10 protein-coding genes are annotated in these 13,236 nt (G+C 70.2%); 3 read left to right on the top strand and 7 right to left on the bottom strand.

The window, feature by feature from the left end:
• Positions 1-137: 137 nt before the first annotated feature.
• The 5 genes from J2X21_RS06870 to J2X21_RS06850 all read right to left on the bottom strand — a co-directional run bounded on the left by J2X21_RS06870 (position 138) and on the right by J2X21_RS06850 (position 7,095).
• A complete protein-coding gene (locus J2X21_RS06870) occupies positions 138-761 on the bottom strand; it encodes a response regulator transcription factor (RefSeq protein ID WP_310326518.1) in 624 nt (207 codons plus the stop codon).
• Complete coding sequence (locus tag J2X21_RS06865; protein WP_310326516.1) at positions 758-2,131, bottom strand: cache domain-containing protein; 1,374 nt, start codon at positions 2,129-2,131, stop codon at positions 758-760. The genes J2X21_RS06870 and J2X21_RS06865 overlap by 4 nt, the downstream gene beginning before the upstream one ends.
• A 16-nt stretch (positions 2,132-2,147) precedes the next feature.
• Positions 2,148-2,894: a hypothetical protein gene (locus J2X21_RS06860; RefSeq protein WP_310326514.1), complete on the bottom strand. Its 747-nt coding sequence runs from the start codon at positions 2,892-2,894 to the stop codon at positions 2,148-2,150.
• Entirely contained in the window at positions 2,891-6,265 is a 3,375-nt protein-coding gene (locus J2X21_RS06855; protein ID WP_310326511.1) for a S41 family peptidase, read from the bottom strand. Before J2X21_RS06855 ends, J2X21_RS06860 begins: the two co-directional genes overlap by 4 nt.
• A gap of 182 nt (positions 6,266-6,447) precedes the next feature.
• A complete protein-coding gene (locus J2X21_RS06850) occupies positions 6,448-7,095 on the bottom strand; it encodes a DedA family protein (protein ID WP_310326508.1) in 648 nt (215 codons plus the stop codon).
• Positions 7,096-7,145: 50 nt separating this feature from the next.
• Here J2X21_RS06850 and mutL point away from each other — a divergent pair, with 50 nt between their 5' ends.
• The 3 genes from mutL to miaA all read left to right on the top strand — a co-directional run bounded on the left by mutL (position 7,146) and on the right by miaA (position 11,372).
• The gene (mutL, locus tag J2X21_RS06845) at positions 7,146-9,011 is read left to right on the top strand and encodes a DNA mismatch repair endonuclease MutL (RefSeq protein WP_310326506.1); all 1,866 of its coding nucleotides are present in this window, start codon (positions 7,146-7,148) and stop codon (positions 9,009-9,011) included.
• A gap of 2 nt (positions 9,012-9,013) precedes the next feature.
• The gene (locus tag J2X21_RS06840) at positions 9,014-10,336 is read left to right on the top strand and encodes a pseudouridine synthase (protein ID WP_310326503.1); all 1,323 of its coding nucleotides are present in this window, start codon (positions 9,014-9,016) and stop codon (positions 10,334-10,336) included.
• 121 nt (positions 10,337-10,457) lie between these two features.
• Positions 10,458-11,372 (top strand): tRNA (adenosine(37)-N6)-dimethylallyltransferase MiaA, encoded by a 915-nt coding sequence (gene miaA, locus J2X21_RS06835; protein ID WP_310326499.1) that lies wholly within the window; start codon positions 10,458-10,460, stop codon positions 11,370-11,372.
• A gap of 3 nt (positions 11,373-11,375) precedes the next feature.
• On the opposite strand, the gene J2X21_RS06830 is transcribed toward miaA, so the two are convergent.
• Together J2X21_RS06830 and J2X21_RS06825 are read right to left on the bottom strand one after the other, a co-directional pair.
• Positions 11,376-12,152, bottom strand: a complete 777-nt coding sequence (locus J2X21_RS06830; protein WP_310326497.1) for a PEP-CTERM sorting domain-containing protein — start codon at positions 12,150-12,152, stop codon at positions 11,376-11,378.
• A gap of 104 nt (positions 12,153-12,256) precedes the next feature.
• Positions 12,257-13,222, bottom strand: coding sequence for a helix-turn-helix transcriptional regulator (locus tag J2X21_RS06825; RefSeq protein WP_310326494.1), 966 nt, complete (start codon positions 13,220-13,222; stop codon positions 12,257-12,259).
• Positions 13,223-13,236 lie beyond the last annotated feature (14 nt).

Below are 13,236 nucleotides of genomic sequence, written 5' to 3'. Positions count from 1 at the left end.
ACTGCTGCGAGCGCGCCAACATGGCCGGCAAAAAAGTGCCCGCTTCTAGCATGCGTCCGCGGTGTGAGCAAGCTCACACACCAAACTTGAAATGACTCGCGCGAAAGTGAAATGACCCGCGGGTCGGTCGTGCTTGTTTAGGCCTGCCGGGCGTGTTCAACGGCGTAGCGGATCAGCTCCGCCTGCCCTTCCAGATCCAGCTTGCGCTTGATGCTTTGCCGGTGCGCTTCCACCGTGCGCACCGACAAGTCGAGGTCGCGCGCGATCTGCTTGCTGGACGCGCCCTGGCCAAGCAGCGCGAGGATCTCGCTCTCGCGCGGCGTCAGCACCGGCTTCGGGCTCTGGCCGCGGAACAGCCGGCCCGACACGGCTGCGCTCAGGAAGGTGCCGCCGGCTGACACCGCGTCGATGGCCGACACGATCTCGGTGGCGGGCGCATCCTTCAGCACATAGCCGCGCGCCCCGGCGGTCAGCGCGCGCTGCACGTACTCGGGGTTGTCATACATGCTGAACATCAGCAGCTTGATGGCCGGCTGCACGGCCAGCATCTCGGCGCCCAGCGCGATGCCGTTGGTGTCCTTCAGCCCCACGTCCATCAACACGACGTCGGGCCGCGCGCTGGCCAGCAGCGCCAGCGCGTCGTCGCGCCCGCCGGCCTCGCCCACCACCTCGAAGCGCGGCACCGCCTGCAGCCGCGCGACCAGGCCCTCGCGCACCATCGGGTGGTCGTCGACGAGCAGGATGCGGATGGCGGCGGTCATGCGGTGGCGCGGGCGATGTCGGCAGCCGACAGTGTGACCGACAGCCGGCTGCCCTGCCCCGGCTGCGTCTGCAATTGCAGCCGCGCGCCCAGGGCGGCGGCGCGTTCGCGCATGCTGCGCAGGCCCAGGCCGTGATCGGGCTGGGCCTGCACCGCTTCGGCATCGAAGCCCTGGCCGTCGTCCTGGATCTCCAGCCACAGGCCGCCGTCCGGCGCGAAGCGCAGCTGCAGCGCCACGTGTTCCGCCTTGGCATGGCGGGCGGCGTTGCTCAGCGCCTCCTGCGCGATGCGGAACAGCGCCGTCTTCACCGCATCGGGAAGCTCGCGCTCCGCGCCGTCCACGCTGGCTTGAAAGCGCGTGCCGCCGGCCGCGTCGAACTCACCCGCCAGATGCTGCAGCGCGGCCGCAAGGCCCAGCGTGTCCAGCAGCGCGGGCCGCAGCGCGTGCGACAGGTGGCGCACCTCGATCAGCGTGCTGTTCAGCCGCTTCAGCGCCAGCGCCTGCAGCCGCTCGGCGCCGGCCGGTTCCTGCTGGGCCGACTCGATCAGCAGCTTGGTCGCCACCAGCGCCTGGCTGACACCGTCGTGCAGCTCGCGCGCCAGCCGCGCGCGCTCGTCCTCCTGGCTCTGCACCACCTGGCGGGCCAGCGCACGCAGCTTGGCCTCGGCGCTGCGGTGCTCGCTGAGGTTGAGCGCCAGCGCACCGGCGCTGATCAGCGCGACGCCAAACACGGCCACGGCGCCCACCCACAGCATGGTGGCCGTGATGTTCTGGCGCGCGCCGTGTTCCAGCTGCGTCATCGTCGCCTCGATGCCGTCCAGGTACAGCCCTGTGCCCAGCATCCAGTTCCACTCCGGCACGGCCACCACATAGCCCAGCTTGGGCGCCAGCAGGCTGCTGGACGGCTTGCGCCACAGGTACTCCACGTAGCCGCCGCCCGCCCTGGCCTGCGCGATCAGCATCTGGATGCTGGGCCGGCCCTTGGGGTCGCGCAGCTCCCACAGGTCCTGCCCGGTCAGTTCGGGCTGGCGCGAGTGCATCAGCACGCGGCCCTGCAGGTCGTAGACGAAGAAATAGCCGTCGCGGCCGTAGTCCAGCGACTGCAGGATGGCCAGCGCGCGCTGCTGGCCGTCCGGCTGGCCCAGCAGGGGTTTCACCGTGCTGACGGCCAGGTCCACATAGTGCTTCAGCTCGGTACGGCGCGCGTCCATATAGCTGGCGCGCACCAGCGCATGCTCGCGTTCGGCGAGCGAGCGCTCCTGGTGATGCACGGCGAAGGCGATCAGCGCCAGCGACACGAGCAGCGGCAGCAGCGCCAGCAGCGCGAGCTTGCCGCGCAGCGACAGCCGGGACGGGCGGGAGTCGGACATGTGACCGCGCCCCGCCTCAACGCTCCAGCTTCAACCTGGCGACACGCGCGTCGCGCAGGCGGATGCGCTCCTGGATCAACGTCACCCAAGGCTGCAGCCGCGAATCCTTGAAGTGGCCGCTGTCGAGCAACTGGCCGGCCTCGTCGAAGCGGCCGAGTTCGCGCAAGGCCTCCGCCTTGGTCAGCCGCTGCTCGGGATTCGATTCGTCCTGCGCAGCCGCCAGCGCTTCCAGGTTGGCCCGCGCCGCCGAACCCGGCGCGAAGTCGCTGGCAGCCACCGGCGCCGCGCCCTCGCTCCTGGGCCGGTGCGTGAGATTGGCCGCCCACCAGGCGCGGTGGCGCAGGTGGCTCAGCTTGTCCGGCGTATCGCCCAACCCCTGGTCGATGGCCTGCAGGAACTCGTCCCCCGTCAGTTCCCGCACGGTCGCGGCCCGGCGCCACGACGGCGGCGCCGAGGCTGCCCCGTCTCGCCAGGGCGCCAGGCTGCCGAGCACCTTGGCGGAAGACACCCAGAAGATGGGTCCGTCCGCCGTACAGCGCGTGATCGCCGGAAAGCGCGGCAACATGGGCGCGACCATGAATCCGTCCGTCCAGAAGATCGCGCCGAAGGTGTTCCCGGAGCCGATGCTGGGCACCGAGCGGATCTCCTCGGAGCCCGGGCACTGGATGACGGTCGTCGGCCCGGGCGTGGTGGCCCAGGCCGCGACCGAGGCCAGCAGGCCGGCCGCCAGGACCGGCAGCCGCGGGAGCAGCCGTGGGTTCATTTCCCCAGTGTCGCAGCCGCGGGCGCCGTCTTGCGCTGGATCGGCTTCCACGTCTCCAGGCGCTTCAGCACGTCGGCAATGGCCGCGTCCAGCTGCGTGTCCTCGCCGCGGTTGACGGCGGCGGGGTCCAGTTCGACGTCCATGTCCGGCGCCACGCCCTCGTTCTCGATGCGCCACTCGCCTTCCGGCGTGTAGAAGCGGAAGTAGGGCACGGTCACGAAGCCACCGTCGATCAGCTCGGGGTTGGCCGAGATGCCGATCAGCCCGCCCCAGGTGCGCTTGCCGATCAGCGGCCCCAGGCCCACGCGCTTGAACGCGTAGGGCATGAAGTCGCCGCCGGAGCCGGCGTCCTGGTCGACCAGCATGGCCTTGGGGCCGTAGATGGCGCCGCCGGGCGTCTCGAACACCAGGCCGTCGCGGTCCTTCCAGCCGCCCAGGTAGGGGCGCGACAGCAGCTCGATGACGTAGTTGGCCGCCTGGCCGCCGCCGTTGCGGCGGTCGTCCACGATCAGCGCCTGCTTGTCGATCTGCGCGAAGAACATGCGGTTGAAGTGCTCGAAGCCCTGGCCGCCGGTGTCGGGCATGTAGACGTAGGCGATCTTGCCGCCGCTCTTGGCCTGCACCTTCTGGCGGTTGCCCTCGATCCATGCCCAGCGGCGCAGCATCGCCTCGCTGGCGATGGGCTCCACGGTCACGTCGCGACGGCCCTTGCCCGTCGCGTCCTGCGCCAGCGTGACGACGACCTGCTTGCGCACCGCGTTCTCCAGCAACGCATGGATGCTGGTCTTGGCGTCCAGCTCATGGCCGTTGATGGCCAGGATGAACTCGCCCTCCTTCACGTTCAGGCCGGGTGCTGCCAGCGGCGCGCGCAGGTGCGGGTTCAGCCGGTCGCCGCCGTACAGCTTGGCGATCTTGTAGCGGCCCTGCCCGATGGCGTAGTCGGCCCCCAGCAGGCCCACCGTCAGCGACGGCTCCTGATGCACGTCGCCGCCGCCCACGCGGTTGTGGCCCACCTGCAGCTCGGCAATCATCAGCACCAGCAGGTCGTTCAGGTCCTCGCGGCGCTGCACATGGGCCAGCTGCGGCAGGTAGCGGTCGTAGACGCCCTTCCAGTCCAGGCCGTGCATGCCCGGGTCGTAGAAGAACTCCTTCTGCATCCACCAGGTCTCGTCGAAGATCTGCTTCCACTCCTGGCGCGGGTCGATGCGGGCGCGCAGGTTCTTCTCGACGGTCTTGCCGTCGTACTTGTCGCCCGCGTCGCCCACTTCCAGCGCACCGCCGGCCAGCGTCAGCAAGAGCTTCTTGCCGTCGCCGCTCAGCGAGTACTCGGCCACGCCGTCCTTGATGCGCTTGGCCTTGCGCTCCTCCAGGTCGTAGCGCCACAGCTCCGCCGTCGCGCGGCGCTCGGCCTGCGGCGACTCGTTGCTGGCGCCCGGCTGCGGGCGCTGCAGATAGAACAGCGCGCCGTCGGCACCAACGGCCAGGCTGTCGTAGTTGCGCTCGGCCAGCGGCAGCGCGACGAGGCGGTCGGAAAGCCCGTCGAAGTCGACACGCACCGGCTTGGGCTTCGCCGGCTTCTTGTCGTCCTTCTTCTCGTCCTTCTTGTCGTCGGCCTTCTTGGCGTCCTTGCCATCCTTGGCGTCGGCCGGCTTCTTGTCGTCGTCCTTCTTGCCGTCGGCGTCGTCCTTTTTGCCTTCCTCGTCGCCCGGCTTGGGGGCCAGCGGCGACTTGCCGTCGGCCGCCAGCACCAGCGCGTACAGGCCGGCGCGGCGCGGGCGCTCCTGCGTGGACAGGTCCAGCCCGACCTGGCCGGGGCCGGAGTTGATGGAGGCGCTGAAGTACAGCACGTCGCCCTTGGGCGAGAACGCCGGGTTGCCGGCATGCGACAGGCCGTCGGAGACCTGATGGTTGCGGCCCGTGCTCAGGTCGTGCAGCCAGACGCGGCCGAAGTAGTTCTCGCCCGAGGCCGTGTAGGCCAGCCAACGGCTGTCCGGCGAGAACGACACGGCAAAGCCGTCGGCGCCCAGGCGGCGCATGTCGGCGGCGATCTTCACCAGCTGGCCGCGCTGGGCGCCGGCAGCCAGGCCCAGCCGGTAGAGATTCAGGTGGTTGTCCTGCAGCACCAGCGTCTGTCCGTCCGGCGCCCAGTCCAGCAGCGTGAAGTAGCCGTCCTTGGGCAGCGTGAAGCGCTCCTTGGCGCCCTGCCCGGTCTGGCCTTGCAGCACCAGCTCATGGCGCATGCCGGGTGCGTCGGAAAGGTAGGCCACGCGTTGGCCGTCGGGGCTCCACAGCGCATCCTTCTCGCGCACGCCGGAGGTCTCGGTCAGGTTGCGCACGCTGCCGTCCTTGATCGGCACGGTGAACACCTCACCGCGCGCGCTGACCACCACGCGCTTGGCCGTGGCCGACAGTCGTGCCGACGTCAGCGCCTTGGCGGCGTCCTTCCATTGCGGGCGGGCCTGCGGGCCGGTGGCCGCGGTCAGCCGGATGTCCAGCACCTGTGGCGCACCACCGGCGACGTCGATCTGCTTGATGCGCCCGCCGCTCTCGTAGACCAGCGTGCTGCCGAGAGCGTCCACGCTGCGCACGTCCCACTGCGTTTCCTTGGTCAGCTGGCGCAGAGCCTTCGTGGCCGGGTTGAAGGCGAACAGGTTGGCCGCGCCGTCGGCGCGGTCGGAGATGAACACCACCTCGCCGCCGGCCCACACCGGCGCGGAATCGGTCGCGTTGACGTGCGGGATCTCCTGCCAGCGCTGGCCCGCGTTGGGGCCCTGCATGTCCATGATCCACACCGGCGGCGTGGTGCCGCCGCGGCTCTGGCGCCAGCCGCTTTCAGCCACATACGCCGCGCGGTAGGGGCGATAGGCCAGCTGCTTGCCGTCGGCCGACCAGGCGCCCTCGAAGGCCACGGCCGCCATCAGCTTCTTCTCGACGCCGCCCTCCAGGCCGACCTCGTACAACTGATTGCTGCGGTTGTTCAGCACCTCGCGCGGCGAGGCGAACAGCACGCGCTTGCCGTCAGGGCTCCAGCCGTTGACCGTGTCGGGGCCCGGGTGCCAGGTCAGGCGCCTGGCGTCGCCGCCGGCGATGTCGATGACGTAGACGTCCGTGTTGCCGTCGTAGCTGGCCGAGTACGCGATCTTCTGGCCATCCGGCGAGAAGCGCGGCGCGAATTCGCTGGCCGCGTGGCTGGTCAGCCGGCGGGCATTGCCGCCGTTGCGGTCCGCCAGCCACAGGTCGCCGCCATGGACGAAGGCCAGGTGGGTCTTGGACACGGCGGGTTGACGCAGCATCAGCGTCGCTTCAGCCGCCTGGGCCGCCAGGCCGGAGGTCATCCAGGCCAGCGCCAGCGCGATACGGGACAGGGTCATCGGGATCTCCGATTGAGTCGCAAAACCCGTGACTCTAATCGTCGATCACCGCCTTCGGGCCGAGCGCCGGGCCGCCCCAAGCCGGCCCGCCTGGCGATGTGCTTGCGGTTCAATGCCGCAAGCATCGCCGTCCCCTCGGGGGACCGGCCAAGGTACTCCTTGGACGAGGGGCTGCGTTTCAGTCAGCCTGGCTGGCGGCGGAAGCGCGCCTTCAGGCCGCCGGCAATCACGATCAGCCCCGGGATGATGATCATGGCCCAGATGATCTTGCTCAGATGCGTCTGCACCCACGGCAGGTTGCCGAACAGATAGCCCGCCACGCACAGGCCCACCACCCAGATCACCGCGCCCACCACGTTGAACAGCGTGAACTTGGTGCGCGTCATCTCGGCCACACCGGCCACGAAGGGCACGAAGGTGCGCACGAAGGGCATGAAGCGGGCAATGATGATGGTGATGCCGCCATGCTTCTCATAGAAGGCATGGGCCGCGTCGAACGCCTTCTTGTTGAAGAGGCGGGACTGCTCCCACTTGAACACCTTGGGGCCGATGTAGCGGCCGATCATGTAGTTGCACTGATCGCCAAGGATGGCCGCCACCAGCAGCACGGCAATGGCCACCGGCAGGCTCATCAGCCCCGCGCCGCACAGCGCGCCGACGACGAACAGCAGCGAGTCGCCCGGCAGGAAGGGCATGACCACCACGCCGGTCTCGGTGAACACGATCAGAAACAGCAGCGCGTACACCCACACGCCATAGGCCTGCACGAAGGCGGCCAGGTGGTCATCCACGTTCAGGATGAAATCGATGAGGAAATGCATCAGGTCCATGGCGGCCATTATCCGGGTGGGTGCATGACAGCCCGCCGATAATCCATGGGATGGATGTGTCCCTGCCCGAAGTCGTTCCCTCACCCCGCGTCATCCGCGAACTGCCCGACGAGCTGATCAGCCAGATCGCCGCCGGCGAGGTGGTCGAACGCCCCGCCTCGGTCGTGCGCGAGCTGGTGGACAACGCGCTGGATGCCGGCGCCAGGAACATCCAGGTCAAGCTGATGGCCGGCGGCGTGCGCGCCATCGTCGTGGAGGACGACGGCTGCGGCATCCCCGTCGCCCAGCTGCCGCTGGCGCTGAAGCGCCACGCCACCAGCAAGATCGCCAACCTGAACGACCTGGAATCGGTCGCGACCATGGGCTTCCGTGGTGAGGCGCTGGCGGCCATCGCGTCGGTGTCCGACATGGCCATCGCCAGCCGTACCGCCGCCGACGTCCATGCCCACCGGCTGGACGCCCGCAGCGGCGAGCTGCAGCCCGCCGCCCGTGCGCGCGGCACCAGCGTGGAGGTGCGCGAGCTGTTCTTTTCCACCCCCGCGCGCCGCAAGTTCCTGAAGACCGACGCCACCGAGCTGGCCCATTGCGTGGAGGCCGTGCGCCGCCATGCGTTGGCGCGACCCGACGTGGGCTTCGCGATCTGGCACGAGGGCAAGCTGGTGGACCAGTGGCGCGCCGGCTCCGCCGAGCAGCGCATCAGCGACGTGCTGGGCGAAGACTTCACCGCCGAGAGCCGCGCCTTCGAACACAGCGCAGGCCCGCTGGCGCTCACCGGCCGCGCCGGCCTGCCCGAGGCCGCACGCTCGCGCGCCGACCAGCAGTACGTGTGGGTCAACGGCCGCTATGTGCGCGACAAGCTCATCAGCCACGCGATCCGCTCGGCCTATGAAGACGTGCTGCACGGCCAGCGCCAGCCCAGCTATGTGCTGTTCATCGAGATCGCGCCCGAGCTGGTGGACGTGAACGTGCACCCGACCAAGATCGAGGTGCGCTTCCGCGACGGCCGCGCCATCCACCAATCGGTGCGCCGCGCCTTCATCGACGCGTTGGCCCAGTCGCGCAGCGCCGAGGCCGCCGGCGTCGAATCCGCGATGGCGCCGCTGGGCTTCGCGCCGACGATGGCGTCCACGCTGTACGTGGCCGAGCCGCGCCCCACCTACCAGGCCGCCCAGCCCTTCACGCCGCCCGTGCCGCCCACGGCCGAGCAGGTGCGGCTGTCGCTGGCGCAGCACGAGACGCTGTGGCAGCCGCAGGAGCGGGTCGAGGCGCCCTCGCCGACCGCGGCGCCTGCCGCCCCCACCGTCACGCTGCGCACGCCGCTGCCTGAGCACGACTGGCCGCTGGGCCGCGCCATCGCGCAGATCCAGGGCGTCTATGTGCTGGCCGAGAACAGCCAGGGCCTGGTCATCGTCGACATGCACGCCGCCCACGAGCGCGTCGTCTACGAGCGGCTGAAGGCCAAGCTGGGCTCCACCACCATCGAGAGCCAGCCGCTGCTGATCCCGGTCAGCTTTGCCGCGACGGCCGAAGAGGTGGCCGCCGCCGAGCAGCATGCCGAGACGCTGAGCCAGCTGGGGCTGGACGTGTCGCCGCTGTCCACCCACACGCTGGCCGTGCGCTCGCGCCCCGCGCTGCTGGCCAACGGCGACCTCGTCGCGCTGACCCGCGAGCTGCTGGCCGAGATGGCGCAGTTCGACGCCAGCTCCGTGCTGGAGCGCGCGCAGCACGAGATCCTGGCCACCATGGCCTGCCACGGCGCCGTGCGCGCCAACCGGCAGCTGACGCTGGACGAGATGAACGCGCTGCTGCGCGACATGGAAGCCACCGAGCGCGCCGACCAGTGCAACCACGGCCGCCCCACCTGGCGCCAGCTCGACATGAAAGAGCTGGACGCCCTCTTTCTTCGCGGACGCTGAACATGGCCACGCTGACTCTCAAGAACAAGAAACCCGCCGCCAAGACCCGCAACGCCGAGGGCGAGAAGCGCGCGCCCGTGCGCGGCAAGGGCGTGTCCAAGCCCCGCCCCACGCTGGCCCAGGCGCAGGCCGACCGGGCCGAGCGCGAGGAGCGCTACCAGCAGGCGCAGCAGAAGCGCGAGCGGCCGGCGCCGCAGCGCGACGAGCGCCCTGCCCGGCCCAAGGCCACCGGCTTCAGGCCCGAGCACCCGCCGCAGCGCGGCGAACCGTTCCGTCGCGATGACCGTGGCGACCGGCCCCGCGACGACCGCCAGGGCCGCCCCGGCCCGCGCGCCGGCGGCTTCAACCCGGACGGCCCGCCGCAACGCGCGCAGCGGGGCGAGCCGGTGCGGCGCAACGAGCACCGCGATGAACGCCCGGCCGACCGCCCGCGCGACGACCGCCCGCCGCGCATCGACCAGCGCCGCGCGTCCAACCGCGGCCCCGACTTCGAGCCGCCTCAGCGCCCGCAACGCCGCAACAACCCGGCCCGCCAGGTCGACGCCGAGGACGGCGACCGCCTGTCCAAGCGCATGAGCGAGCTGAAGCTGGCGTCGCGCCGCGAGGCCGACGAATGGATCGCCGCCGGCTGGGTGCGCGTGGACGGCAAGGTGGCCGTGCTGGGCCAGCGCGTCGTCGGTGACGTTCAGATCGACATCGACCCCGCCGCCCGCCAGGCCCAGTCGCAGCTGGTCACCGTGCTGCTGCACAAGCCCATCGGCTATGTGTCAGGCCAGGCCGAGGACGGCTACGAGCCGGCGGTCGTGCTGTTCCAGCAGGAGAACCGCTGGAAGGACGACCCGTCCGGCATCAAGCCCCACCCCAACCACCACCGCCACCTCGCGCCCGCCGGCCGGCTGGACATCGACTCCACCGGCCTCTTGGTGCTGACGCAGGACGGCCGCATCGCCAAGGCGCTGATCGGCGACGACTCCGACATCGAGAAGGAATACCTGGTGCGCGTCGAGTTCGTCGGCCTGCCCGGCGGTGAGCCGGTGCCCGAGGGCACGTTGCCCAACGCCGCGCTGTCGAACAACAAGCTTGCGCTGCTGAACCACGGCCTGTCGCTGGACGGCGAGGAACTCAAGCCCGCCAAGGTCAGCTGGCAGAACGAGCACCAGCTGCGCTTTGTGCTGCGCGAGGGCAAGAAGCGCCAGATCCGCCGCATGTGCGAGCTGGTCGGCCTCAAGGTCGTGGGCCTGAAGCGCGTGCGCATCGGCCGCATCCCGCTGGGCAACCTGCCGGTGGGCCAGTGGCGCTATCTCGCACCGTGGGAGCGGTTTTGAGAACTGGCGTTACACCTCGGCCCGCCAATGCAACCACAGAGGCACTGAGCCACAGAGGAAATTCGGAGGGCTGCTTCTCTGTGCCTCTGTGCCTCTGTGGTTGCATTTCTTCCTCCGCGCCATGAGCCCGATCTGCCTCGCCGGCCCGACCGGCTGCGGCAAGACCGCAGCGGCCTTGGCGATTGCCGAGGTGCTGCCCGTCGAGATCATCAGCGTGGACTCCGCGCTGGTGTACCGTGGCATGGACATCGGTACCGCCAAGCCCACCGCCGCCGAGCAGGCCGCCGTGCCGCACCACCTGATCGACATCCTCGACCCGCTGGAGAGCTACTCGGCCGCCGAGTTCGTGCGCGACACGAAACGTCTGGCCGCCGAGATCAGCGCACGCGGCAAGCTGCCGCTGCTGGTGGGCGGCACCATGCTGTACTTCAAGGCGCTGTTCGACGGCCTGTCGACGCTGCCGCAGGCCGATGCCGAACTGCGCGCCACCATCGACGCCGAAGCGGCCGAACGCGGCTGGCCAGCCATGCACGCCGAGCTCGCGAAGCTGGACCCCGAGACCGGCGCCCGCCTGGCGCCCAACGACAGCCAGCGCATCCAGCGCGCGCTGGAGGTCATCCGCCTGACCGGCCAACCACTGAGCGCACTGCATGCCGCCACGCGCGAGGAAGGCGTCAACTGGCCGCTGTTCTCGCTGGAGCCCGATGACCGCGCCTGGCTGCACGAGCGGCTGGCGCAGCGCTTCGACGTCATGCTGGAACAAGGCCTCATCGACGAAGTGAAGGCGCTGCGCGCACGCGGCGACCTGTCGCTGGCGCTGCCGTCCATGCGCTGCGTGGGCTACCGGCAGGTCTGGGAAGCGCTCGACGCCGACAACTTCTCGGACCTGCGCGAGCGCGGCATCGCGGCCACGCGCCAGCTCGCCAAGCGCCAGGTGACCTGGCTGCGCAGCATGCCGCAGCGCCGGGTCATCGCCTGCGACGGCGTGCAGCCGGTGCCGGAGCTGCTGGCCTGGCTGCAGCGCTTGATGGCCTGACGATCAGCAGCGGCGGACGCGCCGTGAACCCAGCAACGCCAGGCCACCCAGCAGCAGCGCCGCACTGGCCGGCTCCGGCACGGGCTGGGCCAGATACAGCGCACCGCTGGCGCTACTGAAGCTGGCCCCCTCGGTCACCATGCGCACGCTGAAGTTCGCCACGGCCTCGAAGCTGCGCACCTGCGAGGAGCCGAAGGCGGCGTCTGCGGTGCTGCGCCCGTACAGCACGGTCCGGAAAGGCATCGCCTCTCCCACGGCCGAACGACAGAAGCCCGTCTGGCTCTGCTGGACCGAACCCTCGATCTGTATGGTCAGGAAGTTGGGCTTGTCGAAACCGCAAGTCGCCCAGCCGGTTACGCCCTGATTGGCGCCCGCGTTGAGCTGCCGGCTCCACAGGTCCATCGTCACTTCCAGCATCACCGGCGTGCCCACCGGCAGCGTGGCGGACTGGATGGTCAGGGTGTCGTAGACGGAGCTATCGTCCAGCCAGGCGACGGCCGAGGCCTGGTCCCCCTCCTTCGTGAAGGCCATGACCTTGCCCTGCCCCGACATCCGGCCGAACGTGGCCGCACCCGACACGATTGATCGGCTGTACCAGTCGCTGCTGATCCCGTAGACGGCCTCGTAGGACGGAGCGTCACCGGATTGCGTGCTGCCCCACCAGAAGTCGCCGTTCTTGCGGTACAGCGCATCGGCGTAGTGGTTCAGGTCGATGCTCTGGCCCTGGGCCAGCGTCGCGGACAAGGCCAGCACAGCCGGCAAGGCGATCTTCATCATCATGGGCAGTCTCCTTGAACAGACCGCCAGCGTGCCGGCGACCGTCAGCCGCGCCAATGATGCAGATGCACTAGGACCGCCGAGCCCGGGGGGATCGCACCTCCGATTCAGGACAGCGCGCCTATCAACCCCGTGCGATGCCCCACCTCCAGCTTGCGGTAGATGTTGGCCAGGTGGTTGCGCACCGTGGCGGGCGACAGTGCCAGCCGCTTGGAGATCTCCTTGTACGAGCTGCCGCCGGCATACAGCCCGGCGACCTCGCGCTCGCGCTGCGTCAGCTGGTCTATCCGGCTGCTGGGGCGCAAGCGCAGCAGCCAGCCATCCGCCTCGGGCAGGCCGACGAGGCTGTGCTTGCCGTCGGCCAGCGGCCAGGCCCGCCCGGCCTGCAGCGCGCGCAGGCAGTCCGGCTCCAGCAGGCTGGTCTCCGGCGCCGCGCCGGGCCACATCAGCCGCGCAAAGGCCGGCGTGCTGACCAGCAGCCCGCCCCCATGGCTGGCCAGCGCCACCGGCAGGTCCTGCGCGCCGATGTGGGGGCTGCGCATCAGCGATTGCGCGCGGTTGATCGCCAGCAACTCGTCCACCAGCGGCCCCAGCGCCTCAAGCCGGGCCTGGTCGCCAGGGCCATAGCGGTCGCCCTGCTGCGTGCGCACCAGCAGGAAGACGGTCATGGTCTCGGGCCGGTCCGGCGTGCAGACGGCCAGCGCCAGCGTGTGGATCACGTCGTGATTGCGCAGGTGCTGGCGCAGTGGCTCGCATTCCGGGCCGGCAATCTCGGGCATGTCCGCGTCCTGCAGCTTCGCGCGCCCGGGGTTCATCACCAGTTGGGGGCTGACGCTGTCGAGATGCGCGACCTGCTGCCAGCTGGCCATGGTGGCGGCGATGTCGGGGAAGCCAAAGTAGTGGGCGTCGTGATAGGCCCGCTCGCCGTGGCGCGAGCTGATGATGGCGCCGCGCTCGCAGCGCAACTCGGCGCGCAGGCGTTCAAAACACACTTCGGCGAACGCGGCCGCGCCCAGGCGGCGCGCGTCGGTCAGCCAGGCCGTGAGGTCGGCGGGCGAGAGGGCATGCGACATGCCAGCGATGATGC

Source organism: Roseateles asaccharophilus, from assembly GCF_031458115.1.
Taxonomy (GTDB): Bacteria; Pseudomonadota; Gammaproteobacteria; order Burkholderiales; family Burkholderiaceae_C; genus Pelomonas; species Pelomonas asaccharophilus_A.
This window is presented reverse-complemented; position numbering and strand designations above follow the sequence as displayed.

Bases quoted from the DNA above. Each gene is read 5' to 3' on its own strand.
- J2X21_RS06850 (WP_310326508.1), bottom strand. From the start codon at position 7,095: ATGGACCTGATGCATTTCCTCATCGATTTCATCCTGAACGTGGATGAC.
- J2X21_RS06865 (WP_310326516.1), bottom strand. From the start codon at position 2,131: ATGTCCGACTCCCGCCCGTCCCGGCTGTCGCTGCGCGGCAAGCTCGCG.
- J2X21_RS06870 (WP_310326518.1), bottom strand. From the start codon at position 761: ATGACCGCCGCCATCCGCATCCTGCTCGTCGACGACCACCCGATGGTG.
- J2X21_RS06825 (WP_310326494.1), bottom strand. From the start codon at position 13,222: ATGTCGCATGCCCTCTCGCCCGCCGACCTCACGGCCTGGCTGACCGAC.
- miaA (WP_310326499.1), top strand. From the start codon at position 10,458: ATGAGCCCGATCTGCCTCGCCGGCCCGACCGGCTGCGGCAAGACCGCA.
- mutL (WP_310326506.1), top strand. From the start codon at position 7,146: ATGGATGTGTCCCTGCCCGAAGTCGTTCCCTCACCCCGCGTCATCCGC.
- J2X21_RS06860 (WP_310326514.1), bottom strand. From the start codon at position 2,894: ATGAACCCACGGCTGCTCCCGCGGCTGCCGGTCCTGGCGGCCGGCCTG.
- J2X21_RS06830 (WP_310326497.1), bottom strand. From the start codon at position 12,152: ATGATGATGAAGATCGCCTTGCCGGCTGTGCTGGCCTTGTCCGCGACG.
- J2X21_RS06855 (WP_310326511.1), bottom strand. From the start codon at position 6,265: ATGACCCTGTCCCGTATCGCGCTGGCGCTGGCCTGGATGACCTCCGGC.
- J2X21_RS06840 (WP_310326503.1), top strand. From the start codon at position 9,014: ATGGCCACGCTGACTCTCAAGAACAAGAAACCCGCCGCCAAGACCCGC.